This is a genomic window from Pseudomonas sp. TH21, from assembly GCF_016651025.1.
GTDB classification, from domain to species: domain Bacteria; phylum Pseudomonadota; class Gammaproteobacteria; order Pseudomonadales; family Pseudomonadaceae; genus Aquipseudomonas; species Aquipseudomonas aylmerensis.
The window spans coordinates 1,044,727-1,068,793 of the sequence record NZ_JAEKEQ010000001.1 but is presented as its reverse complement, the minus strand read 5'-3'; the positions used below and the strand labels follow the sequence as shown (position 1 = coordinate 1,068,793).

22 protein-coding genes are annotated in these 24,067 nt (G+C 62.5%); 13 read left to right on the top strand and 9 right to left on the bottom strand.

The window, feature by feature from the left end:
• Positions 1 to 252: 252 nt before the first annotated feature.
• The 5 genes from JFU04_RS04705 (at position 253) to rlmF (ending at position 6,913) form a co-directional block, all read left to right on the top strand.
• Positions 253 to 1,743: a leucyl aminopeptidase gene (locus JFU04_RS04705; protein WP_120447699.1), complete on the top strand. Its 1,491-nt coding sequence runs from the start codon at positions 253 to 255 to the stop codon at positions 1,741 to 1,743.
• A 124-nt stretch (positions 1,744 to 1,867) separates the two neighbouring features.
• A complete protein-coding gene (locus tag JFU04_RS04700; protein WP_106805068.1) occupies positions 1,868 to 2,296 on the top strand; it encodes a DNA polymerase III subunit chi in 429 nt (142 codons plus the stop codon).
• Between the two features lie 7 nt (positions 2,297 to 2,303).
• Positions 2,304 to 2,702, top strand: a complete 399-nt coding sequence (locus JFU04_RS04695) for a DNA polymerase III subunit chi (protein WP_065906933.1) — start codon at positions 2,304 to 2,306, stop codon at positions 2,700 to 2,702.
• 130 nt (positions 2,703 to 2,832) lie between these two features.
• Positions 2,833 to 5,679 carry a valine--tRNA ligase gene (locus JFU04_RS04690; protein ID WP_120447697.1) on the top strand — a complete coding sequence of 949 codons (2,847 nt, stop codon included), beginning with the start codon at positions 2,833 to 2,835 and terminating at the stop codon, positions 5,677 to 5,679.
• Between the two features lie 217 nt (positions 5,680 to 5,896).
• Entirely contained in the window at positions 5,897 to 6,913 is a 1,017-nt protein-coding gene (rlmF, locus tag JFU04_RS04685; RefSeq protein WP_201143589.1) for a 23S rRNA (adenine(1618)-N(6))-methyltransferase RlmF, read from the top strand.
• Between the two features lie 73 nt (positions 6,914 to 6,986).
• Here rlmF and JFU04_RS04680 read toward each other — a convergent pair whose 3' ends face one another.
• Positions 6,987 to 7,268 carry an HU family DNA-binding protein gene (locus tag JFU04_RS04680; RefSeq protein WP_003188840.1) on the bottom strand — a complete coding sequence of 94 codons (282 nt, stop codon included), beginning with the start codon at positions 7,266 to 7,268 and terminating at the stop codon, positions 6,987 to 6,989.
• 397 nt (positions 7,269 to 7,665) lie between these two features.
• On the opposite strand from JFU04_RS04680, the gene yejK reads away from it, so the two are divergent.
• Positions 7,666 to 8,670 (top strand): nucleoid-associated protein YejK, encoded by a 1,005-nt coding sequence (yejK, locus tag JFU04_RS04675; RefSeq protein ID WP_010212893.1) that lies wholly within the window; start codon positions 7,666 to 7,668, stop codon positions 8,668 to 8,670.
• Positions 8,670 to 9,023, top strand: a complete 354-nt coding sequence (locus JFU04_RS04670; RefSeq protein WP_065906939.1) for a glutaredoxin family protein — start codon at positions 8,670 to 8,672, stop codon at positions 9,021 to 9,023. The genes yejK and JFU04_RS04670 overlap by 1 nt, the downstream gene beginning before the upstream one ends.
• Here JFU04_RS04670 and JFU04_RS04665 read toward each other — a convergent pair whose 3' ends face one another.
• The 5 genes from JFU04_RS04665 to JFU04_RS04645 are packed head-to-tail and all read right to left on the bottom strand — an operon-like array spanning position 9,024 to position 12,785.
• Positions 9,024 to 10,001, bottom strand: a complete 978-nt coding sequence (locus tag JFU04_RS04665; protein ID WP_201143588.1) for a FecR domain-containing protein — start codon at positions 9,999 to 10,001, stop codon at positions 9,024 to 9,026.
• On the bottom strand, positions 9,998 to 10,576 hold the full coding sequence (locus JFU04_RS04660) for an RNA polymerase sigma factor (protein WP_120447694.1): 579 nt from the start codon (positions 10,574 to 10,576) through the stop codon (positions 9,998 to 10,000). The genes JFU04_RS04665 and JFU04_RS04660 overlap by 4 nt, the downstream gene beginning before the upstream one ends.
• Before the next feature lie 9 nt (positions 10,577 to 10,585).
• Complete coding sequence (locus tag JFU04_RS04655; protein WP_065906947.1) at positions 10,586 to 10,912, bottom strand: DUF3325 domain-containing protein; 327 nt, start codon at positions 10,910 to 10,912, stop codon at positions 10,586 to 10,588.
• The gene (locus tag JFU04_RS04650) at positions 10,912 to 12,486 is read right to left on the bottom strand and encodes a PepSY-associated TM helix domain-containing protein (RefSeq protein ID WP_201143587.1); all 1,575 of its coding nucleotides are present in this window, start codon (positions 12,484 to 12,486) and stop codon (positions 10,912 to 10,914) included. The genes JFU04_RS04655 and JFU04_RS04650 overlap by 1 nt, the downstream gene beginning before the upstream one ends.
• The gene (locus JFU04_RS04645) at positions 12,483 to 12,785 is read right to left on the bottom strand and encodes a DUF3649 domain-containing protein (RefSeq protein WP_065906949.1); all 303 of its coding nucleotides are present in this window, start codon (positions 12,783 to 12,785) and stop codon (positions 12,483 to 12,485) included. The genes JFU04_RS04650 and JFU04_RS04645 overlap by 4 nt, the downstream gene beginning before the upstream one ends.
• Before the next feature lie 170 nt (positions 12,786 to 12,955).
• On the opposite strand from JFU04_RS04645, the gene JFU04_RS04640 reads away from it, so the two are divergent.
• The 3 genes from JFU04_RS04640 to fecA all read left to right on the top strand — a co-directional run bounded on the left by JFU04_RS04640 (position 12,956) and on the right by fecA (position 16,810).
• Positions 12,956 to 13,444 carry a sigma-70 family RNA polymerase sigma factor gene (locus tag JFU04_RS04640; RefSeq protein WP_120447691.1) on the top strand — a complete coding sequence of 163 codons (489 nt, stop codon included), beginning with the start codon at positions 12,956 to 12,958 and terminating at the stop codon, positions 13,442 to 13,444.
• The gene (locus tag JFU04_RS04635; protein ID WP_201143586.1) at positions 13,441 to 14,382 is read left to right on the top strand and encodes a FecR domain-containing protein; all 942 of its coding nucleotides are present in this window, start codon (positions 13,441 to 13,443) and stop codon (positions 14,380 to 14,382) included. Before JFU04_RS04640 ends, JFU04_RS04635 begins: the two co-directional genes overlap by 4 nt.
• A 91-nt stretch (positions 14,383 to 14,473) precedes the next feature.
• Positions 14,474 to 16,810 (top strand): TonB-dependent Fe(3+) dicitrate receptor FecA, encoded by a 2,337-nt coding sequence (gene fecA, locus JFU04_RS04630; protein ID WP_201143585.1) that lies wholly within the window; start codon positions 14,474 to 14,476, stop codon positions 16,808 to 16,810.
• Between the two features lie 165 nt (positions 16,811 to 16,975).
• Here fecA and JFU04_RS04625 read toward each other — a convergent pair whose 3' ends face one another.
• Positions 16,976 to 17,887: a LysR family transcriptional regulator gene (locus JFU04_RS04625; protein WP_201143584.1), complete on the bottom strand. Its 912-nt coding sequence runs from the start codon at positions 17,885 to 17,887 to the stop codon at positions 16,976 to 16,978.
• A gap of 104 nt (positions 17,888 to 17,991) precedes the next feature.
• On the opposite strand from JFU04_RS04625, the gene JFU04_RS04620 reads away from it, so the two are divergent.
• Positions 17,992 to 19,503, top strand: a complete 1,512-nt coding sequence (locus JFU04_RS04620; protein ID WP_065906957.1) for an MFS transporter — start codon at positions 17,992 to 17,994, stop codon at positions 19,501 to 19,503.
• Positions 19,504 to 19,562: 59 nt separating this feature from the next.
• On the opposite strand, the gene JFU04_RS04615 is transcribed toward JFU04_RS04620, so the two are convergent.
• Positions 19,563 to 19,973 carry an HPF/RaiA family ribosome-associated protein gene (locus JFU04_RS04615; protein ID WP_065906958.1) on the bottom strand — a complete coding sequence of 137 codons (411 nt, stop codon included), beginning with the start codon at positions 19,971 to 19,973 and terminating at the stop codon, positions 19,563 to 19,565.
• Positions 19,974 to 20,185: 212 nt separating this feature from the next.
• A complete protein-coding gene (locus tag JFU04_RS04610) occupies positions 20,186 to 21,133 on the bottom strand; it encodes a LysR substrate-binding domain-containing protein (protein WP_065906960.1) in 948 nt (315 codons plus the stop codon).
• A gap of 137 nt (positions 21,134 to 21,270) precedes the next feature.
• On the opposite strand from JFU04_RS04610, the gene JFU04_RS04605 reads away from it, so the two are divergent.
• Both JFU04_RS04605 and JFU04_RS04600 read left to right on the top strand, forming a co-directional pair.
• Positions 21,271 to 22,647, top strand: coding sequence for an L-serine ammonia-lyase (locus JFU04_RS04605; RefSeq protein WP_201143583.1), 1,377 nt, complete (start codon positions 21,271 to 21,273; stop codon positions 22,645 to 22,647).
• 60 nt (positions 22,648 to 22,707) lie between these two features.
• On the top strand, positions 22,708 to 24,000 hold the full coding sequence (locus JFU04_RS04600; protein ID WP_201143582.1) for a serine/threonine transporter: 1,293 nt from the start codon (positions 22,708 to 22,710) through the stop codon (positions 23,998 to 24,000).
• Positions 24,001 to 24,067: the final 67 nt, after the last annotated feature.

Sequence of the window (24,067 nt, the reverse complement as noted above, 5' to 3'; positions counted from 1 at the left end):
GGCCAAACAAGCAGCATACCGAGTCAGCCCGTTTACAGCGGGCCGGCTAAAAAGATGGCGCATTATCCTGTGATTGACCGCGCCTGTCACTGCGCAACCTCATGCACATGCACAAAGCACGTGGCAAGGGTTGTCAGGCTCCGCCGGCGAGGTTCAAACTGCGGCCTTTGTCGCGGGCGGCTTACACCGCCGCCCAGCCTTAAAGCCGGCGTACAGACGCACGGCTCTCAGACCTTTATAAGGGACCCGAAAATGGAATTGGTTGTAAAAAGCGTTAGCCCCGAAACGTTGAAAACCGCCACCCTCGTGGTCGCCATCGGCGAAGGCCGCAAGCTCGGCGTCGCCGCCAAGCAACTCGACGAACTCAGCGGCGGTGCGATCAGCGCCGTGCTCAAGCGCGGCGACCTGGCCGGCAAAGTCGGCCAGAGCCTGCTGCTGCAAAGCCTGCCCAACCTCAAGGCCGACCGCGTATTGCTGGTGGGCGTGGGCAAGGACGCCGAGCTCGGCGACCGTCCATTCCGCAAGATCATCAGCAGCATCCTCAGCACCCTCAAGGGCCTGGGCGGCAGCGACGCGGCACTGGCACTCGACGAAATCGTCGTCAAGGGCCGTGACAGCTACGGCAAGACCCGCCTGCTGGCCGAGACTCTTGTAGACGGCGGTTACATTTTCGACCAGTTCAAGAGCCAGAAAGCCGAACCGCGCGCCCTGAAGAAAATCACCCTGCTGACCATCAAGGCCGCCCAGGCTGAAGTCGAGCGCGCCGTGACCCATGCCCAGGCCATCGCCAACGGCATGTCGTTCACCCGCGACCTGGGCAACCTGCCGCCGAACATCTGCCACCCGACCTACCTGGGCGAACAGGCCAAGGCGCTGGGCAAAGAGTTCAAGGGCCTCAAGGTCGAAGTGCTGGACGAGAAAAAGATCAAGGAACTGGGCATGGGCTCGTTCTATGCCGTGGGCCAGGGCAGCGACCAGCCGCCACGCCTGATCGTGATGCAATACAACGGCGGCAAGAAGTCCGAGAAGCCTTACGCCCTGGTGGGTAAAGGCATCACCTTCGACACCGGCGGCATCAGCCTCAAGCCGGGCCTGGGCATGGACGAGATGAAGTACGACATGGGCGGCGCCGCCAGCGTGTTCGGCACCCTGCGCGCCGTGCTCGAGCTGAAGCTGCCGATCAACCTGGTGTGCATCCTGGCCTGCGCCGAGAACATGCCGAGCGGCGGCGCGACCCGTCCGGGCGACATCGTCACCACCCTGAGCGGCCAGACCGTCGAAATCCTCAACACCGACGCCGAAGGCCGCCTGGTGCTGTGCGACGCACTGACCTACGCCGAGCGCTTCAAGCCACAGGCCGTGATCGACATCGCGACCCTGACCGGCGCCTGCGTGGTTGCCCTGGGCGCCCACACTTCGGGCCTGCTGGGCAACAACGACGAGCTGATCGAGCAACTGCTCAGCGCCGGCAAGGCTGCCGACGACCGTGCCTGGCAATTGCCGCTGTTCGATGAGTACCAGGAGCAACTGGACAGCCCGTTCGCCGACATCGCCAACATCGGCGGCCCGAAAGCCGGCACCATCACCGCGGCCTGCTTCCTGTCGCGCTTCGCCAAGAACTTCAACTGGGCGCACCTGGACATCGCCGGCACCGCCTGGACCAGCGGCGGCAAGGACAAGGGCGCCACCGGCCGTCCAGTGCCCCTGCTGACCCAGTACCTGCTGGATCGCGCCAAGGCCTAAACGCACCCCCTGCGCAGGAGCCGGCTTGCCGGCGATGGCTGCCTTGAAATCGTCACGAGACTCAAGGGCCTCATCGCCGGCAAGCCGGCTCCTGCAAGGGGTATGCGCATGCCCAGGAACTGTAATGACCCAAGTCGACTTCTATATATTGCCCAGCGCCGATCCCTCCGCGCGCCTGGACTTTGCCTGCAAACTCACCGAAAAAGCCTGGCGCATGGGCCACCGCATCTACCTGCATTGCAGCGACGCGACCCAACGCGATGAACTCGACGCCCGCCTCTGGCGCTTCAAGGGTGAAAGCTTCGTGCCCCACGGCCCCGCCGAATCCGAACCCGAAGGCCTGATCGTCCTGGGCCTGGGCGACAGCTGTGGCGATCACCATGACCTGCTGGTCAACCTGGACCTGAAAGTGCCGCCCTTTGCCAAGGCATTCGCCCGCGTGGCGGAAGTGGTGGTCGAAGATCCGGCTATTCGTCAGGCCGCGCGGGAGAGTTTCCGCTTCTACCGCGAACAGGGCTATCCTTTGCAAGATCACCGGCTACAACGACTTTGAGCACATGATGGACACTCCAAACCCTATAAAAAAAGACGACCACCTGCTGGACGACCTCGAGTCGATCCGTCAGTTGCTGGGTGATGATGACTTGCAACCGCCGCTGCTGACCGAATCGGTCAATGGCGAGGTACAGATTCCGCTGTTGTTCGACATGGTCGGTGGCAAACCTGCCGCACCTGAGCCGGTTGCGGCGCCTGTCGCGCCAGCCGCCCCCGTTGCAGAGCCTGTCGCCGAGAAGTCCCCGGACGCCTTGTTGCTGCACCTGGACAACGAACTGCGCGCCGCCGCGCAATTGATCATGCAAGACGTGATCGACGACTTTGCCCCGCATATCGAGACCGAGATCAAGCGCCGGCTGGATGCGCGCATGGAGCGGCTGATCGCCGCGGCCACAAGCAACTAGCTTCAAGCCTCCAGCTGCAAGTCAGAGCACCGCGATCAACTTGCAGCTTGTCGCTTGTAGCTTGCAGCTGCTCCCCCCCGCTATACTTGTCGGCTTTCCTGAATTAATGCCAACTAGGGTCCCGCCGCGCATGGATAAGACCTACCAACCGCACGCTATTGAAACTTCCTGGTACCAGACCTGGGAGTCCGAGAATTATTTCGCTCCGCAAGGCGCGGGCGATTCCTACACCATCATGATTCCGCCACCGAACGTCACTGGCAGCCTGCACATGGGCCATGGCTTCAACAATGCGATCATGGATGCGTTGATCCGTTTCCGCCGCATGCAGGGCCGCAACACCCTGTGGCAGCCAGGCACCGACCACGCCGGTATCGCCACCCAGATGCTGGTGGAACGCCAACTCGAAGCCACCGGCCAGAACCGTCACGACCTCGGTCGCGAGAAATTCCTCGAGAAAATCTGGGAATGGAAAGACCAGTCCGGCGGCAACATCAGCCGTCAGATCCGTCGCCTGGGTTCGTCCGTCGACTGGAGCCGTGAGCGCTTCACCATGGACGACGGCCTGTCGGAAGCCGTGAAAGAAGCCTTCGTGCGCCTGCATGAAGACGGCCTGATCTACCGCGGCAAGCGCCTGGTCAACTGGGACACCAAGTTGCACACGGCGATTTCCGACCTCGAAGTGGAAAACCACGACGAGAAAGGCTTCCTGTGGAACCTCAAGTACCCGCTGGCCGACGGCGCCAAGACCGCCGAAGGCAACGACTACCTGATCGTCGCCACCACCCGTCCGGAAACCATGCTCGGCGACGCCGCCGTGGCCGTTAACCCGAACGATGAGCGCTACCAGGCTCTGATCGGCAAGTTCGTCGAGCTGCCGCTGGTCGGCCGCCGCATCCCGATCATCGCGGATGATTACTGCGACCCGGAATTCGGCACCGGCTGCGTGAAAATCACCCCGGCCCACGATTTCAACGACTACGAAGTCGGCAAGCGTCACAACCTGCCGCTGCTGAACATCTTCGACAAGAACGCCGCTGTCCTGCCGGCCTGCCAGGTGTTCAACCTCGACGGCACGCTGAACGACAGCATCGACGGCAAGATCCCGGCCGAATACGCCGGCCTCGACCGCTTTGAAGCACGCAAGCAGATCGTTGCGGCCTTTGACGCCGCCGGCCTGCTGGTCAGCGTTGACGACCACGGCCTGAAAGTCCCGAAAGGCGACCGCTCCGGTACCGTGATCGAGCCGTGGCTGACCGACCAGTGGTACGTGTCGACCAAGCCGTTGGCTGAGCCGGCCATTGCTGCCGTGGAAGACGGCCGTATCCAGTTCGTGCCCAAGCAGTACGAAAACATGTACTTCTCGTGGATGCGCGACATCCAGGATTGGTGCATCAGCCGTCAGCTGTGGTGGGGCCACCGCATCCCGGCCTGGTACGACGAGTCGGGCAAGGTCTATGTCGGCCGCGACGAAGCCGAAGTGCGTGCCAAGCACAACCTGGGGGCTGACGTTGCGCTGCAACAGGACAACGACGTCCTGGACACCTGGTTCAGCTCGGGCCTGTGGACCTTCTCGACCCTGGGCTGGCCGCAGCAGACCGAATTCCTGAAAAAATTCCACTCCACCGACGTGCTGGTCACCGGCTTCGACATCATTTTCTTCTGGGTTGCCCGGATGATCATGCTCACCATGCACTTGGTGAAGAACGAGGACGGCACGCCGCAGGTACCGTTCAAGACCGTGTACGTGCACGGCCTGGTGCGTGATGGCCAGGGCCAGAAGATGTCCAAGTCCAAGGGCAACGTCCTGGACCCGCTGGACATCATCGACGGCATCGACCTGGAAACCCTGGTGCAGAAACGCACCTCGGGCCTGATGCAGCCGAAACTGGCGAAGAAGATCGAGAAGCAGACCCGCGACGAATTCGCCGACGGCATCGCCAGCTACGGCACCGATGCCCTGCGCTTCACCTTCTGCTCGCTGGCGTCCACCGGTCGCGACATCAAGTTCGACATGGGCCGCGTCGAAGGCTATCGCAACTTCTGCAACAAGATCTGGAACGCCGCGCGCTACGTGCTGGACAAGGGCGAAGACTGTGGCCAGAACGGCGAAGCCTATGAGCTGAGCCTGGCTGACCGCTGGATCATCTCGCAGCTGCAGCGCACTGAAGCCGAAGTGACCCGCCAACTCGACCAGTTCCGTTTCGACCTGGCCGCACAAGCCTTGTACGAGTTCATCTGGAACCAGTATTGCGACTGGTACCTGGAACTGTCCAAGCCAGTGCTGTGGGACGAAAACGCGCCGGTCGAACGCCAGCGCGGCACCCGTCGCACCCTGGTACGCGTATTGGAAGTGGCGCTGCGCCTGGCGCACCCGTTCATGCCGTTCATCACCGAAGAAATCTGGCAGCGCATCGCGCCGCTGGCCGGCATCGACGGCAAGACCATCATGCTGCAGCCTTGGCCGGTGGCCAATGAAGCACGCATCGATGAAGCCGCCGAAAGCGACATCGAGTGGCTCAAGACCCTGATGCTCGGCACGCGCAACATCCGCGCCGAAATGAACATCGGTCCGGGCAAGCCACTGGCCGTGTTCGTCAAGAACGCCAGCGCCGAAGACCAGCGTCGTCTCACCGAGAACGACGCCCTGCTCAAGAAGCTGGCGAAGCTGGAGTCGATCACTGTGTTGGCCGACGGCGCCGAAGCACCACTGTCCGCCACCGCGCTGGTGGGCGACATGGAAGTGCTGGTGCCGATGGCCGGCCTGATCGACAAAGGTGCGGAACTCGCACGTCTCGACAAGGAAATCCTGCGCCTGCAAGGCGAAGTGCAGCGAGTGGGCGGCAAGCTGTCCAACGCGGCATTCGTCGACAAGGCGCCGGCCGAAGTGATCGAGAAGGAACGCGCCAAGCTGGCCGAGGCTGAACAGGCCCTGGGCAAGCTGGCGGAGCAACATGCGCGGATTTCCAGCCTGTAAGGGTGCGAACCGTGTGAAAAAAAGGGACCTTCGGGTCCCTTTTTTTGCCTTGAAAATCCAATCAATGTAGGCGCTGGCTTGCTGGCGATAGCATCACCTAGGTGTGGCGGATGGACCGAGTCGCCAGCATCGCCGGCAAGCCAGCGCCCAGATTTGAACGAGTTGGCCTCAGGATGTGTGACAATGCCCACCACTTTGAGCCAACACCAGAATCAACATGACCGCCCCCAGCACGCCAAAACCTCCGCGCAAGAAGCCTAAAACCGCCACCCCGGCCAAGCCCGTGGTACCGCGCAAAGAGGCCACCCTGCACCCGCGCAACCGCCACACAGGCCGTTACGACTTCCCGGCGCTGATCAAGACCACGCCGGAACTGGCGCAATTCGTGATCATCAACCCGTACGGCAAGGAAAGTATCGACTTCGCCAGCCCAGACGCGGTGCGAGTGTTCAACCGCGCGCTGCTGAAAAGCTTCTATGGCATCCAGCACTGGGACATCCCGGCCGATTACCTGTGCCCACCGGTGCCGGGGCGTGCCGACTACGTGCACTTCCTCGCCGACCTGCTGGCCAGCGGCAATGACGGCAAGATCCCGCGCGGTTCGATCGTCAAGGTGCTGGACATCGGCATGGGCGCCAACTGCGTCTACCCGCTGATTGGCTACATGGAGTACCGCTGGAACTTCCTCGGCTCGGAGGTCGACCCTACCGCCGTGGCTGCCGCCAAGGCCATCGTGCAGTCCAACGACCTGAGCAAGGTCATCCAGCTGCGCCAGCAAACCAACCCCAAGCAGATCCTGCTGAACCTGCTGGAGCCGGGTGAGCGCTTTGACCTGACCATGTGCAACCCGCCGTTCCACGCGTCCATGGACGAAGCCACCAAGGGCAGCGAGCGCAAGTGGCGCGCCCTGGGCAAGGCGGATCCCAAGCGCAAGTTGCCGGTACTGAACTTCGGCGGCCAATCGGCGGAGTTGTGGTGTGAAGGCGGCGAGGCGCGGTTTGTGACGCAGCTGATTGCCGAGAGTGCGCATTTTGCCCACAAGGTGTTGTGGTTCAGCACACTGGTGTCAAAAGCGTCGAACTTGCCCGCGATCGAGACAGCCCTGAAAAAGGCTGGCGTGCTGGAAAGCCAGATGGTGGAGATGTCCCAGGGGCAGAAGCAAAGCCGCTTCGTGGCCTGGACCTTCCAGACCAAGAACGAACAGCAGATCTGGCGCCAGCGCTGGGTTCGCTAGGACCGGCAACAAATCGCAGGCAACAAAAAACCGTGCCCGGATCGCTCCGGAGCACGGTTTTTTTTGCTGCGTCTTACTTGTTAACAGCGTCGGTCAGGCCTTTGGCCACAACCAGCTTGATAACTTTCTTGGCAGCGATTTCGATGGCAGCGCCAGTCGAAGGGTTACGGCCAGTACGGGCAGGACGCTCGGTCACTTTCAGTTTGCCAACGCCTGGCAGAGTGATTTCGCCGCCGTTTTCCAGCTGGTCAGCAACAACTTGGCTCAGTTGGTCCAGCAGAGCGCGCACGGTAGTTTTCGGTGCGTCTACTGCTTCAGCCAGGTCAGCGATCAGTTGGTCTTTAGTAATAGCCATTGTGGTGTTCCTTCCCTATCAAATTCATATGGATTGCAGAGTGCAGTGTCAGCCGTCGAGCCTGGCCGTCATGGCCTGGCACCCCCGGCTATAACCACGGAGATCGGGGTTATAGATGCTTGAAACGGGGATTGGTTCGACCTGACAGATGCTGAATGCACGCTTATCGCCGAGACTTGGCGTAAGACGGGGCAAAACTAGCACAGAGACGGGGAAATATCCGCTTCTACCTACCCATTTGGTCAGCTTTATCGCTCTAAACCGTGAAAAAAAGGCATATGCCCCGTCGGAGAGCCCGCAAAATGCCCTTCGACAGGTGTCTTGGCCAATGGGTGCGGTACACTGGGCGACTTTTCGGGGAGGCCAACCGCTCCCCGCTCAACCAGCCGAGAAGCCTATGCCGATCCGTCATTGCATCGTCCACCTGATCGACAAAAAACCCGACGGCACACCCGCAGTTCTCCACGCCCGCGACTCCGAACTCGCCGAGTCGGCCGCCATCGAGAACATGCTTGCCGACCTCAACGAGAGCTACAACGCCAAACAAGGCAAGGCCTGGGGTTTCTTCCATGCCGAGTCCGGCGCGCACCCGTTCAGCGGCTGGTTGAAGGAATATTTCGACGGTGGCCAGGATTTCACCACCTTCAGCCGCACCGCTGTCGAGCACCTGCAAAAGCTGATGGAGGAGTCCAACCTGTCCACCGGCGGCCACGTGCTGTTTGCCCACTACCAGCAAGGCATGACCGATTACCTGGCCATCGCCCTGCTGCACCACAGTGAAGGCGTGGCGGTGACCGACGAGCTGGACGTGACCCCCTCGCGCCACCTCGACCTGGGCCAGTTGCACCTGGCGGCGCGCATCAACGTCTCCGAGTGGCAGAACAACAAGCAGTCCAAGCAGTACATCTCGTTTATCAAAGGCAAGAACGGCAAGAAGGTCTCGGAGTACTTCCGCGACTTCATCGGCTGCCAGGAAGGTGTCGACGGCCCGGGCGAGACGCGCACCCTGCTCAAGGCCTTCAGCGACTTCGTCGAAAGCGAAGACTTGCCGGACGAGTCCGCCCGCGAGAAAACCAAGACCCTGGTCGATTACGCCAGCAGCCAGGCCAAGCTCGGCGAGCCGATGGGCCTTGAAGAGTTATCGGGTTTGATCGATGAAGATCGGCCAAAGGCGTTCTACGACCATATCCGCAACAAGGACTACGGCCTGTCGCCGGAAATCCCGGCGGATAAGCGCACTCTCAACCAGTTCCGCCGTTTCACCGGACGCGCCGAGGGCCTGTCCATCAGCTTTGAAGCGCATCTGCTGGGCGATAAGATCGAGTACGACGAAGCCGCTGGCACCTTGATCATCAAGGGCCTGCCGACGCAACTGACCGATCAGCTCAAGCGCCGTAATTGATGCTCGGCGGGGTTTTCAAGAAAGTCCTGCTGGTGTTGCTGGTGGTCGTGGTGATCCAGAACTGGGGCAAGATCGAGCGGGTGTTCAACCCTTCGCAGGTGGCGCCCGAACACCTGCGTGAGTCAGCGCAGGTGGTGCTCTACACCACCGAGTGGTGCGGCTACTGCAAGCAGATTCGCCGCTTCCTCGACCAGAAAGCCATTCCCTACCAGGCGTTTGATATCGAAAAGGACGCCCAGGCCCGCAAGGCGTATGAGGCGCTGGGCGGCGGCGGAATTCCGTTTGTGGCGGTGAACGGCACGCTGATCCGCGAATACAGCCCCGAGAAAATCATGGCGGCGCTGACTCAGTAATCAGCGCACCACGATCATCCGGCCCAGCAGCTGGTGCTGTTCAAACCCCAGCACCGCCTGCAAGGCATTCAATACGGCTTGCGGGTCCTTGCTCGGGAAGCTGCCGCTGACGCGCTTGGCGCCCATCTCTTCGTTGAGCAACAGGATGCGGCCAGGGTAGTAGCGGCCCAGATCCTTGAGCACGTCCGCCAGCGGCGCCTTGTAATAGTTGAGCCAGCCGTCGCGCCACGCCAGGCGTGACTCGCTGTCGACCGCATGCAGGGGCTCTGCGATGCCATCGACGTAGGCCACTTGCTGGCCTGCCGTGAGTATTTGCTGCTGGCCCTGCTTCGACGGCGTCACCCCAACCCGCCCCGACAACACCGTTACCTGGGCCCCCGCCGGTTGCAGGCGCACTTCAAACTGCGTGCCCAACACCCGCGCCTCGCCACTGCCCGCCCCCACGACAAACGACTCGCCGGTGTGGGTCACGCGGAAAAATCCTGCGCCTCGACGTAGCTGGATATGCCGCTCGCCGTGGCTGAAATCCACGGCGATGGCGCTGTCGGCATCCAGGGTTACCTGGGATTGATCAGCCAGGGTGACGGTTTTCACCTCGCCTGGCGCGGTCACGTAGTCGGCGCCGAAGTCATCGACCCAGCGCGAAGGCTGCCAGCCAGCGCCCATCGACACCATCACCAGCAAGCACGCGGCCATGGCCAGGGCGCCGGACCAGCGCAGCACTCGCGAACGCGTCGGAGCGTTCATCGCATTCAGGTAGCCCTGCAGCGCCAGGGCGTCTTCGTCCGCCAGCTTGCGCGCTGGCACTTCGCTCAGTTCCCACAGGACCTGGGCCTGGGAATAGGCCTCGACGTGCGCGGGGTCGGCGCGCAACCAGCGGCTGAACGTGGCCTGGTCGCCGCTGCTGGGCTGATCATGCAGCAGGCTAAGCCAGGCGAGAGCGGCCTGTTCCTGGTCGGGCGTGGGGCTGGCGTTCACGGTGCTTTCCCTGGCGTGCGTGGGGGTGAGGGTTCGCGAAGGCTGGCCTTGCAGGCTTCGAGGGCACGCATCATATGTTTTTCCACGGCACTTTGGGACAGGCCCATCGCCTTGGCGATCTGTGCGTATTTGCGGCCATGGATGCGGTTGAGCAGGAAGATCTGTCGGGTGCGCTCCGGCAAGCTGCGCAGCGCGGCCTCGACATGGCGCAGGTCATTGCCCGCTTCCAGTGCAGCCTGGGGCTCGCAGCCCTGGTTATCCTGCTGTTCGGGCAACCAGCCCTCGCTGCTGCGCACCCGCGCGCCTTCGCTGCGCAAGTGGTCGATGGCGATGTTGCCGGCGCAGCGCAACAGGTAGGTGCTGAGTTCTTCGACCTGCACCAGCGGCCGGCGCCAGAAACGCAGGAACAAGTCCTGCACCAGGTCGGCCGCCGTCGCACGGCAGCCGACGCGGCGGCTGACCAGGGCTTCCATCTGCGAACGCTGGGACAGGAACACTTGCAGAAAATGCGCACGCCCGCCCGCCGCTTCAGCGTGCTGGCTGTCCTGGGATTCGGGCGGCGTGCTGATCATCATGGCTGGGGCTCAGAGGGTGGCGAAGGCCGCGACGGGGCTGGCCAGCAGTCCGACGCCCGCCAGGATCAAGGCCAGCCTTGGCCGATACGGCAACAACAGCACCAGCAGCAGTGCGCTGAGCATCAACACGGCGCACCACTCCACCAGGCCCTGGCCCCAACCGGCGATGCTCACGGCCGGCCAGATCGACACACTCAACAGCAACCAGCCGATCACCCGCAGCCCCATACGCCGACGCGCCGAAGGCTTGCTGTGGAGCAATTCGCCATGATGACGGTCGGTGGACAGGCACAAGGCAGTGAAACCGGCGTAGCACATCAACAGGGCGAGCAGCATCAGTTCGCCTCGCGCTTGAGGGTCATCGGGCGCGCACGTTCGGCCTTGGCCACGGGCGCGGTGCGGTGTTGCATCTTCCAGGCAGCCCAGCTCAGGAACGCGCCGCTGGCCAGGCAAGTCAGGTCGAAACCGGCCATGGCCCAGTCGCCGGTGACCAGGGACACACCCAGGTGGCTGGACGTGGTCAGTGCGTTGAGCACAGGGATGGCAACAAACAGCAGCGCGCCAACACTCAACTGCTCGACCCAACCCTGGCGGCCGCGACGCAGGATCGCGTGCAACAGACTCAATCCCCAGGCGATGAAGAAGGTTTGTACTTCCCAGTCGGAGCGTTCGGCGAAGCTCACCGGCAACAGGCGATTGGCCCAGAAAAATGCCGCGATCGCGATCATCAGCCCGGACATGCTGGCCATGTTCAGCACTTCGACCAGGCGCAATTCAAACGGCATGACCGAGGCCTTTGCATGCTTGAGCTGGCGCTTGCCCAGCCAGATCACCAGCCCCGTGCCGATCATCGCCGTGCCCGCCAGGCCGCAGATGAAGTACAACCAGCGCAGCACCGGGCCGGCGAAATGGCCCATGTGCAGGCCGTAGAAACTGCCGCCGATCACCGCCGGCAGCGACTGCTCGCCGCTCACCCGCAGCAGTTCGCCGGTGCTGCCGTTGAACGACACGGTGCTGCCGAAATCATGGACCACGCGGTCGGAGCCGGCGCGGAATACATTCACCGACGCGTTGACATCACCGGGGTTATTCACCGCCAACCGCCCGACATGACCGCCCGCCCACTGCGCCCGCGCTTGCTCGTACATCGGCACCAGCGGCAGCAGTTCGGCCGGCTGGCCCAGCGCGGGCGCATTGTTGGAGGCCGGGAACACCTCATTGAAAAAGGCACGGGTGTCATTGCCATAGGAGGCCAGGATCGGCGCCGGCATGACCAGGCTCATGAAAATCACCAGGCTGCTGTAGGTGATCATCAAGTGGAACGGCAGCACCAGCACCCCGACCGCATTGTGCCCGTCGAGCCAGGACCGCTGGCCTTTGCGGGGGCGGAAGGTGAAGAAGTCCTTGAAGATTTTCTTGTGGGTGATGATGCCGGTGATCAACGCGACAAACATCACCATCGCGGCAATCGTCGACAGCCAGCGTCCCCAGGGATGAGGCATCTGCAGCTGGAAATGGAAACGATAGAAGAACTCGCCGCCCATGCTTTCGCGGGCCTGCACTGCCTGGCCGCTGACCGGGTCGAGGGTTTTCTGGATGAAGTTGCCACGCTTGCCGGGGTCGACCTTGTCTTTCCACATCACCGACAGGCCGGGGTCACGGCTGTCGGGCAAGGTGATGAACCAGCGCGCGGCGGACGGCGCCACCTGCTGCAGGTAGGTTTGCGCGACGCTCAGGCTGCGCGCATCGTCCAGCGGATGGGCCTGCACTTCAGGCTGCATCCAGTGGCTGATCTCATCCTTGAAATACGACAGGGTGCCGGTCAGGAAAATCGCGAACAGCAACCAGCCAAAGATCAAGCCGGCCCAGGTGTGCAGCCAGGCCATGGCCTGGCGAAATCCCTCTTTCATGTGCGTGTCATCCAGAACCCCACACCCGCCAGGGTGGCAAACGCCGCACTCGGCAACATCACGCCGAACCAGGCGCGCGCGGCACTGCGACAGGCGAAACACCAGAGCACCGCCAGCAGATAGAACACAAATGAACTCATCATCCCGGTGATCACCGCATCGGCGCGGCTGGTGGGCATCCAAAGCGCCAGGCAGATACTGGCGAGCGAAGCCATCAGGTAGCCGCCGACGACGGCAGCCAGCACGCGGGAGGTCACGGCAAGACGATAAGAGACAGGCAGCGAGGTTTTGCTTTTCATGCGGGAGGCGCCAGGTTCATCAGCGCGCAATATTAATGATAAATATTCTCATAAGCAAAACAGAACGGATGAATCACCTGCCCAGGCCGATTGCCGAAGCCGTTCTTGCGCCCTACAATGCGAACAATTCTTGTTCTCTAACGTGCATGGGTGCTTGTGGAGTGTCTTCGTTGAGCCCGTCCCACACCGTCGAAGTGTTGTACCACGACCATCACCACTGGCTGACCGGCTGGTTGCGACGCAAGCTCGGCTGCCCGGAAAGCGCCGCCGACCTGGCACAAGACACGTTCATCCGCGTGCTGACCGCCCGGGAAGCCCCCACGCTGATCGAACCGCGCGCATTCCTCACCACCGTCGCCAAGCGCGTGCTGTTCAATTTCTACCGCCGCCAGGACCTCGAGCGCGCCTACCTCGATGCTTTGGCGCAAATGCCTGAGCACGTGGCGCCGTCGGAAGAAGAACGCGCGATCATCCTGCAGACCCTGATTGAACTGGACCAATTGCTCGACGGCCTGCCCGTGCAGGTCAAGCGTGCATTCCTGCTGGCCCAGCTCGACGGCCTCACCTACGCACAAATTGGCGCGGAGCTGGGCATCTCCATCGCCACCGTCAAGCGCCATCTGAATAAAGCAGCGATGCGCTGCTACTTCGCCCTATGAACTTCTCGACCCAGGTTGCCGAACAAGCCGTGCACTGGCTGATGGAAATGCAGCAAGGCGCACTCAACCCGCGCCAGCAGGCGGCCTGGCAGCATTGGCTGAATGCCCACAGCGAACACCAGCGCGCGTGGGACCATATCCAGCGCGTCAACCAGCGCTTGCGCGGCATGCCCTCGCCACTGGCGCACGCGGCGTTGAACGCGCCGACGTCCACCAGCCGGCGCCAGGCACTGAAGTTGCTGTTGATCCTGGGGGCCGGCTCGGCGGCGGCCTGGAGTCTGCGCCAGCAACATATCCTGCCACCGCTGACGGCCGATTACCGCAGCCCCGTCGGCCAGCGGCGCAAGGTGCAATTGGCCGATGGCAGTCAGTTGCAGCTCAATACCGGCAGCGCGGTGGATGTACATTTCGATGGCCAGCAACGGCTGATCCGCCTGCTCGAAGGCGAGATCCTGCTGACGGGCATCGCCGGCGCGACGCCGCTGCACGTGCTGACCGGCCAGGGCCTGCTCAGCAGCCAGGCAGCGCGCCTGAATGTGCGCCAGTTCAACGACCACACCCAAGTGGCGGTCTTCAGCGGGCGCGTCGAGGTGATGCCCAATCACTACAGCGGCCTGCCGCTGACGGTCGAGGCCGCGCGCCAGGTCAACTTTACCCGCAAGGGTTGGGACACCCCGCGCGCCACCGACGCCAACAGCGGTGCCTGGGCCGATGGCATGCTGATGGCCGCGCACATGCGCCTGGAGGACTTCCTCGCCGAACTGGGCCGCTACCGCCGTGGCCAGGTCAACTGTGACCCGCAAGTCGCCAATTTGCTGATTTCCGGCAGCTACCCGCTGGACGACAGCGAGCGCATTCTCGACCTGCTCGAAGTCAGCCTGCCGGTGAAAGTGCGGCGCTTTACCCGCTATTGGGTGACCGTGCAGGCACGCGCCTGAAATTATTTTCAATCCCAGTGAGCCGTTTTCCACACCTCGCGTGACAGAGAAGGAAAGCCACCTTGATCCTTCCTTCTCAGGACCGCTCTTCATGCCCCAGCAACCCACCCTTCTCGCCCGCACCCTGCGCCAACTCCTGCTCGGCGCCAGCCTCGGCCTGACCGTGCTGCCACCGGTAATGGCCGCTGACGCCAAGCCCTACCACATCGCCCCAGCGTCGCTGGAAGCGGCACTGAACCAGTTTGGTCGCGAAGCCGGCGTGCTGATTTCCTTCGGTTCCGAAGTCACGGCGGGCATGCAGAGTCGTGGGTTGTCGGGCAATTACGGCGCCGCTGATGGCCTGCAGAAACTCCTCGAAGGCACCGGCCTGCAAGCGCGTGCCGAAGGCGACAATGCCTACAGCCTGCAACCGGCCAACGCCCCGGCCAGCATTGAACTGGGCACCTCCAGCGTGGTGGGCGACTGGCTCGGCGATGCGGCGCAGACCAACGTATTCGAACACCCCGGCGCCCGCGACGTGATCCGGCGCGAAGAATTCGAACGCCAGGGCGCGACCCAGGCCCGTGATGTGCTCAACCGTATTCCCGGCGTCAATGCTCCGGAAAACAACGGCACCGGCAGCCATGACATGGCGCTGAACTTCGGCATTCGTGGCCTCAACCCGCGCCTGGCCTCGCGTTCGACCGTGCTGATGGACGGCATCCCGGTGCCATTCGCGCCGTATGGCCAGCCGCAACTGTCGTTTGCACCGATCAGCATGGGCAACATGGACGCGGTGGACGTGGTGCGCGGCGGCGGCGCCGTGCGCTATGGCCCGCAGAACGTCGGCGGCGTGGTCAACTTCGTGACCCGCGCGATTCCCGATGCGCCAACCGTCAAAGGCGGCCTGCAGACTGAAACCAGCCCGTCCTCCAGCCACGACGGGTTCAAGACCACCGGCAATTTGCTCGCCGGCGGCACTGCCGACAACGGCCTCGGCGGCGCGATCCTCTACTCCGGGACCCGTGGCGGCGACTGGCGCGAGAACAGCAACACGCGCATTGATGACCTGATTCTCAAAGGCAAATACCAGATCGACGACGCCAACAGCTTCAACGCCATGGCGCAATACTACGAAGGCCAGGCCGATATGCCTGGGGGGTTGAACGTCAAGGACTACAAGGCCGACCCCTACCAATCCACCCGTCCCTACGACAAGTTCTGGGGCCGGCGCACCATGTTCAACGCCGGCTACCGCTACCAGGAAGATCGCCGCGAATTCACCGCCAACACTTTCTTCACCACCACCTTGCGCAACGGCTACCTGGACCAGGGCAACTTCCTCTCGCTGTCGCCACGCGAATACTGGGTGCGCGGCCTCGAAACGCGCTTCGCCCAAGGCTTCGACCTCGGCCCGACCAGCCACGAAGTGGGCATCGGCTACCGCTACATCAACGAAGCCGGCCACGAATTGCGCTACCGCACACCGATCGCCGCCAACCAGCAGATCCCCACCACCGACAGCCGCAACGACCGCGACACCCGCGGCAGCACCGAGGCCAACGCACTGTTCCTCGATGACCGGATTGATATCGGCAAGTGGACCATCACCCCGGGCGTGCGCTACGAAATGATCAAGTCCGAGCAGACCGACCACATCAACAACCTGAACTACAAAGGTGACTACAACACCGCACTGCCGGCGTTGAACGTGCTCTATCACCTCACCGACAGCTGGAACCTCTACGCCAACACCGAAGGTTCGTTCGGCAGCGTGCAATACAGCCAGATGGCCAAGCGCGTGCCCAAGGGCGAAGTGCAACCGGAAAAGGCCCGCACCTGGGAACTCGGTACCCGCTACGACGACGGCACCTTGCGTGCAGAGATCGGCGCGTTCCTGATCAACTTCGACAACCAGTATGAAAGCAACCAGACCGATGACTCGGTGATCGCCCGTGGCGAAACCCGCCACCAGGGCATCGAGACCAGCGTCAACTACGCACTCGACGGCCTGAGCCCGGCGCTGGCGGGGTTTGATGTGTACGCCACCTATGCCTATGTCGACGCCACCATCCGCGAAGACGGCCCGAACAAAGGCAACCGCGTGCCCTTCTCGTCCAAGCACAAAGGCACCCTCGGCGTGGGCTACACCGAAGGCCGCTGGAAGCTCAACCTGGACAGCAGCTTCCAGAGCAGCCAGTTCGCCGACAACGCCAACACCGAGGCCGAAAGCGCCAACGGTGCCACCGGTCGCATCCCCGGCTACATGCTGTTCAGCAGCCGCGCGGCGTATGACTTCGGCCCGCAACTATCGGACTTGAACGTGGCCGTCGGGGTGAAAAACATCTTCAACACCCAGTATTTCACCCGTTCGTTCGACGACAACAACAAGGGCAAGTATGTCGGCGAGCCGCGTACGGTATACGTGCAGACGTCTATCGCGTTCTGAATGCCGTCAGAGAACAAAGCCCACGCGGGCTTCCCGTGGCAAGCAGGCTTAATGTGGAGAGCAGGCTTAATGTGGCAAGCACGCTTCCTGTGGCGAGCGTGCCTCCTGTGGCGAGCGGGCTTGCCCCGCGTTGGGTTGCGAAGCAACCCCAAAAAGCCCTGACACCTAACTCCCCGCCAAACAACTAGGCGTCGCAGCAACCAAGGCATCAATGGCACAACGCGTCTTGGCCGGCATATGCGCCGCCGTCGGCCAAATCACATGGATCGGCGCAGGCTGGTCGCGATAGCTCGGCAAAACCGCCTCCAGTTGCCCACGCAAAACGTAGTGGGCAATCAACCAACTCGGCAACCAGGCCAGGCCCACGCCCGCGATCGCGGCATCGGCCACGGCCTGGAGGTCGTCCATCATCAACGGCGAGGCCACCCGCGCACGGTGCGCGCGCCCTTGCGCATCCTTCAACTCCCATTCCAAGCGTGGAGCACTGCAGCGGTAGGCAATACCGCGATGCCCCGCCAAATCCTCGATGCACTCGATCCGGCCGCTGCGCTGCAAATACGCAGATGACGCCGCCAGGCCGATGGCCTGTTCGCCCAGGCGGCGAGCACTCAAGCGATCAGTGTCGGGCAGCGGGCCAATACGCACCGCCAGGTCAAAACCCTCCTGGGCCACATCGATCAGCCGATCCGAGAACGAAATCTCGATCTCCAGCTCAGCAAACCGGTCCATCAACCGCCACAGCGCAGGCGCGGCATAGTGGTGCCCGAACGCCAGCGGCAGGCTCGCGCGCAGGCGTCCGCGTGGCTGCTGCCGACCGCTCTCCAGCACCGACTCGGCGGCCTCCAGCTCCGCCAGCGCGCGCAGGCAATGCTCGTAATAGGCCTGGCCGTCCTCGGTCAATCGCTGGCGGCGCGTGGAACGCTGCAACAAACAGGTGCCCAGGCGCGCCTCCAATCGCGCCAGCCCTTTGCCGACCGCAGAGCGCGTGAGGTTAAGCCGCTCGGCGGCTTCGGTCAGGTTGCCGCTTTCGACGATCTGTAGAAACAGCTCGACGCCATCAAAACGCGGAGGGGCCATGATTCGATTGTCGCTCTTGATTCCCTGATAAGAAGAAAACTTATCACGAATAAAGAAACAGATTCCCCTGAAAATGACCCGATTGCCATCGACAGGAGAATCCCATGCCACCCGCCGCTACGTTATCCGCCGCCACGCCTGCGCTTACCGCCAGGAACGGCCTGGCCCTCACCGCCGTGTGCCTCGTCGCCCTCATGTTCGGCCTGGAGATTTCCAGTGTGCCCGTCATCCTCCCGACGCTTGAACGAGAGCTGGGCACCGGCTTTCAGGATGCTCAATGGATCATGAATGCCTACACCCTGGCCTGCACCAGTGTACTGATGGCGGCGGGCACGCTGGCCGACCGCTTCGGGCGGCGGCGCATGCTGGTACTATGTCTATGGGTGTTCGGCCTGGCATCGCTGGCCTGTGGATTGGCCGATCATGCGCCGACACTGATCGCGGCACGTTTCGTACAAGGCGTGGGCGCCGGGGCGATGATGATCTGCCAGTTCGCGATTCTTTCGCACCTGTTCCGCGAGCCGGCGGCACGGGCGCGGGCGTTTGCGATATGGGGCGTGATTGCCGGCATCGGCCTGGGTTTCGGGCCGATGGTGGGCGCGTTGATCCTGGCGATCGCGGATTGGCGCTGGGTCTTCCTCGTGCATGTGCCGCTGACGGTGTTCACCCTGGCGCTGCTGCACATCAGCGTGCAGGAATCTCGCGATCCGGCGGCCCATCGCCTGGACATCGCCGGCATGCTCACGTTGACGCTGTCGGTCTTCGCGCTGGTGTACTTCATTACCCAGGGCACCGAGCAAGGCTTCGGCACGGCGCCCATGCTCGGCTGGGCCGGGTTGGCGATCGGCGGGTTACTACTGTTCATCGTGGTCGAGCGCCGCAGTGCGCAGCCGATGTTCGATTTCTCGGTGTTTCGAATCCAGCGTTTCAACGGCGCGCTGATGGGCTCCATCGGCATGAACTTCAGCTTCTGGCCGTTCATGATCTACCTGCCGCTCTACTTCCAGGCCGGCCTCGGCTACGACACCTTGACCACCGGCGGCGCCCTGCTCGCCTACACCTTGCCCACCTTGCTGGTACCGCCGCTCGCCGAGCGCCTGGCGCTGCGCTACGGTGCCGAGCGCATTATCCCGCTGGGGTTGGGCCTGATGGGTGCAGGCTTCCTGGCCATGGCCACCGCGAATGGAACCGGGCATCCGAGCCTCTCCTGGATGCTGGCCAGTTGTGTGATCGCCGGCGTGGGCCTGGCGTTGACCAACTCACCGACCACCAACACCACCACTGGCGCGGTCTCGGCTGATCGCGCGGGCATGGCATCGGGCATCGACCTGAGTGCACGCCTGATTACCCTGGCACTCAACATCGCGTTGATGGGACTGGTGCTGTTGTTGGGGATCAGCCATTACCTGGCCGAAGTATTGCCCGCCACCACGGCATCCCAGTGGCCGGCCCTCAGCCAGGAGATTGCGGCAGGCAAACTGGAAGTGCCTGGGCTGGCAATCTCCCAGGCACAGGCGGGGCTGCGCCAAGGGGCGGGATGGGCGATGCTTTTTGCCGGCTTGGGGGCTGGTGTCCTGGCGCTGCTGAGTGGGTATTTCTTCCGACGCGGCCGCTAAACGAAAACGGGCCTGCATGTGCAGGCCCGTTTCAGTCGGAGGGTAAAAACCTTCAGCGATCAGCTGTTAAACACGGCACGTTCTTTTTCCAGAAACTCCTGTTCAAGCTCATCTTCATTCACTTTGGTGTCCGACAGACTTTTCCCGGCAGCGCGGGGCTTGCCTTGCAGTTTGCCGAATAAATGTTCCAACGCATGGTCCAGCTTGGTCGCAGCGCCGTCGATCGCCTGCTCCAAGGTATCGGCCTTGTGCAGCACCGACAGCGGTTGATGGCCTTTTGGCCGCGCTTCCAGGCGGCAACTCAGATCGTGGGGACCGGGCTTGTCGCCGTTCTCATCCCGCAGGTAGACCTCGACACGGGTCAGGTCTTCTTCATAACGTTCGAGCGTGCTTTCAATGGTATTACGTACCCACTCCTCCAGTCGGATGCTGCTTTCAATATGGTTATCGCTATTGACTTGGATTTGCATAGTTCTTCCCTTATTTCAGCTAGCTCGCGAGAGGTCACAACTGCAACACCGGTGTGGTGAAACCATGACCTCTTGATTACACAATTGAGCAGTCAGCAGAACAATTCAACCCCTTTGCAAAGATAAATCACACATTACAAATTAACTCTGACTACGAGCAAAAACGCTGGTAGGGTGGGGAGTTAGTTACATCTTCTTACGCCCGACAATCCTCATAATTGCCCCTCTCCCAACGGGTGCAAGCTGCGAAAAATCCCTGCTTCCTCCACCAGCCAGTCATGCACTGCCCGCACGCCCGGATGGCTCAGCGCGCCCGGTGCATACAGCAGCACGTAGCGTTTATGGTTGGGCACGGCCAGGCCGAACGGCACGATCAAGGTGCCGCGCTCCAACTCATCGTTGAGCAAGGTGCGCCGCGCGATGGCCACGCCCATGCCGGCGATGGCGGCCTCGATGGTCAGGTGATTGCGGTTGAACGTGTGCCCGCGCCGTACGTCGGCGTGGTGATAGCCGATGGCATTCAGGTAAAACTCCCACTCGGCGTACTCATAACTCCCACGCCACGCGGTAATGTCGTGCAGCAATGGGAAATGCACCAGGTCAGCCGGCCCATGCAACGGCGGACGGCCGCGCAGCAGGCTGGGCGCGCACACCGGGAAAATCTGTTCATCCAGCAAGGCTGTGGATAACAGGCCGGGGTAGCTGCCGTCGTTCAGGTCGATCGCCAGGTCGAAGTCGCCCTCGTGCAGCGCAATGCTGCTGTCTTCGGCGACCATGCGCAGCTGGATATCCGGGAACCGCTGCTGCAGGCGGGGCAAGCGCGGCGTCAGCCATTTGCCCAGAAACGACGGGATCGAACGCAGGCGCAAGGTGCCACTGATCATCCCCGCATCCAAGCGCTGCAACTCGGCATCAATGCTGCCGTAGGCCTCCCCCACCGTGGTCGCCAGCCGTTGACCTTCTGCGCTCAACTCCACGCCCCGCGCGCGCCGATGGAACAGGCGGAAACCCAGGCGCTCTTCCAGCTGGCGAATCTGCTGGCTCACCGCCCCCGGCGTGATGTGCAGTTCCTCGGCGCAACGGGTGAACGACAAATGCCGCGCCGCGCAGGAAAAAACGTGCAACCAGACATACGTCTGGCCATGAAGGGGCCGGGTCATAGGGTTTAGTCCTGCTAAAGGGTGTCTTAGGATAATTCGTTGGTCAGTGCCGTTCCAGAGGCTCAGTATCGCGCCAATTGCGCTCGTCCTACAAAACATGGCAGCGATTCCTACTCCATTGCTTGTAAGGCTTTAGCATGGCTATCAGTGTTTTCGATCTATTCAAGGTGGGCATCGGCCCGTCCAGTTCCCATACCGTCGGCCCGATGCGCGCTGCGGCGACGTTTGCCCAGGCCCTCATCGACCAACAGCTACTCAGCGAAACCCGTCGCGTCGAAGTGCGCTTGTACGGCTCGCTGTCGGCGACCGGCGTGGGCCACGCCACCGACCGCGCCTGCGTGATGGGGCTGATGGGCGAATGGCCAGACCAGATCGACCCCACCTCCATCAACGCCCGTATCCAGCAACTGCGCGAGAGCGGCCGGCTGCTGCTCGCCGGCCAGCAGGACATCGACTTCAACTGGCACGGCGACCTGTTGCTGCTCGACGAAAGCCTGCCCTACCACCCCAACGCCATGTCCCTGCATGCCTACGGCGACAATGGCTTGCTGAGCGAGCAAACCTATTACTCGGTGGGCGGCGGTTTCATCATCGAAGCCGCTGAAGCGGCTTCGGGCATTGCGCCGACCAGTGACGTGGAATTGCCCTACGACTTTTCCAGCGCTGTCGAACTGCTGGCCCTGTGCAACCAGCACGGGCTGCGGGTTTCGGAACTGATGATGGCCAACGAGCGCGCGTGGCGCAGTGACGAGGAGATCCGCAGCGGACTGCTGCATATCTGGTCGGTGATGCGCGAATGCGTCGAGCAGGGTCTGCGCGATGAAGGCATCTTGCCCGGCGGCTTGGACGTGCCGCGCCGCGCTGCGAAATTGCACCGCAGCCTGCTGGAAATCGGTAAACCGAATGTGATCACTTCGACCTTGTCGGCGATGGAATGGGTCAACCTGTTCGCCCTCGCCGTCAACGAAGAAAACGCCGCCGGCGGGCGCATGGTTACCGCGCCGACCAATGGCGCGGCCGGCATCATCCCGGCCGTGCTGCATTACTACATGAAGTTCAACCCCGAGGCGTCTGACGACGACGTAGTCAATTTCTTCCTGGCCGCGGCCGCCGTCGGCATCCTCTGCAAGAAAAACGCCTCGATCTCCGGCGCCGAAGTCGGCTGCCAGGGCGAGGTCGGCTCGGCCTGTGCCATGGCCGCCGCCGGCTTGGCCGATGTGCTGGGCGCCACGCCCGAGCAACTGGAAAACGCCGCCGAAATTGGCCTGGAGCACAACCTCGGCCTGACCTGCGACCCGGTCGGTGGCCTGGTGCAGGTGCCGTGCATCGAGCGCAACGCCATCGCGGCAGTCAAGGCGATCAATGCCACGCAGATGGCCCTGCGCGGTGACGGCAAACACTTCATTTCCCTCGACCGGGTGATCCGCACCATGCGCGATACCGGTGCCGATATGCATGACAAATACAAAGAAACTTCACGGGGCGGCCTGGCCGTGAACTGGGTGGAGTGCTGAGGAGCATTCCCTGACCGCCCCAACGTGAGCCCGCGCAAAAATAATAACGAGGCAATAACGATGACCGATGTACGTACACCTGCTGCCGAAAATCCCGCTGTAGACCTGACGACCCCCGTTGCAAAAGGCTGGAACAAACACGACACCACCTGGATGCTTGGCCTCTACGGCACCGCCATCGGCGCGGGCACCCTGTTCCTGCCGATCAATGCCGGCGTCGGCGGGTTCTGGCCGCTGATCGTGCTGGCACTGCTGGCCTTCCCGATGACCTTCTTCGCCCACCGTGGGCTGACGCGCTTTGTGCTGTCGGGCAAATCCGGTGACATCACCGAAGTCGTCGAAGAGCATTTCGGCGTGGGTGCGGGCAAGCTGATCACCCTGCTGTATTTCTTCGCGATCTTCCCGATCCTGCTGGTGTACAGCGTGGCGCTGACCAACACCCTCGGCAGCTTCATGGAACATCAACTGCACATGGCGCCGCCGCCCCGGGCGATCCTGTCGCTGGTGCTGATCCTCGGCCTGATGGCCATCGTGCGCTGCGGCCAGGGTGTGATCGTCAAGGCCATGAGCGTGCTGGTCTACCCGTTCGTCGCCGCCCTGCTGTTGCTGGCGGTGAGCCTGATCCCCAACTGGAACGGTGCATTCTTCGCCTCCGCCGGCGACGGCATGCCGCTGCCGATGTTCTTCAAGACCCTGTGGCTGGCAATCCCGGTGATGGTGTTTTCGTTCAACCATTCGCCGATCATCTCCGCCTTTGCCGTCGACCAGAAACGCGTGTACGGCGCGCAGGCCGAGCGCAAGAGCAGCGGCATCCTGGCCACAGCCCACGGCATGATGGTGCTGACCGTGATGTTCTTCTGCTTCAGTTGCGTGCTGGCGCTGTCGCCGACTGACCTGGCGGCGGCCAAGGCCCAGAACATCTCGATCCTGTCGTACCTGGCCAACCACTTCCAGACGCCGGTCATTGCCTATGCCGCGCCGTTGATCGCGCTGGTAGCGATTACCAAATCCTTCCTGGGTCACTACATCGGCGCCAGCGAAGGCTTCCAGGGGTTGATCGTCAAATCCCTGCGCGGGCGCAACCGTTCGATGTCGTCCAAAGGACTGGAGCGCTGCACCGCGCTGTTCATGGTGCTGACCTGCTGGGCCGTGGCGACGTTCAACCCGAGCATCCTCGGCATGATCGAGACGCTGGGCGGGCCGATCATCGCGTGCCTGCTGTTCCTGATGCCGATGTACGCGATCCGCCGCGTGCCATCCCTGCGCCAGTACTCGGGCCAACTGTCGAACGTGTTTGTGGTGGTGATCGGGTTGATTGCGCTGTCTGCGATCGTTTTCTCGGTACTGCCCTGAAATAGCCCACAGACCTGAAGATCAACCCAAGATAAATGTGGGAGCGGGCTTGCTCGTGAATGCACTC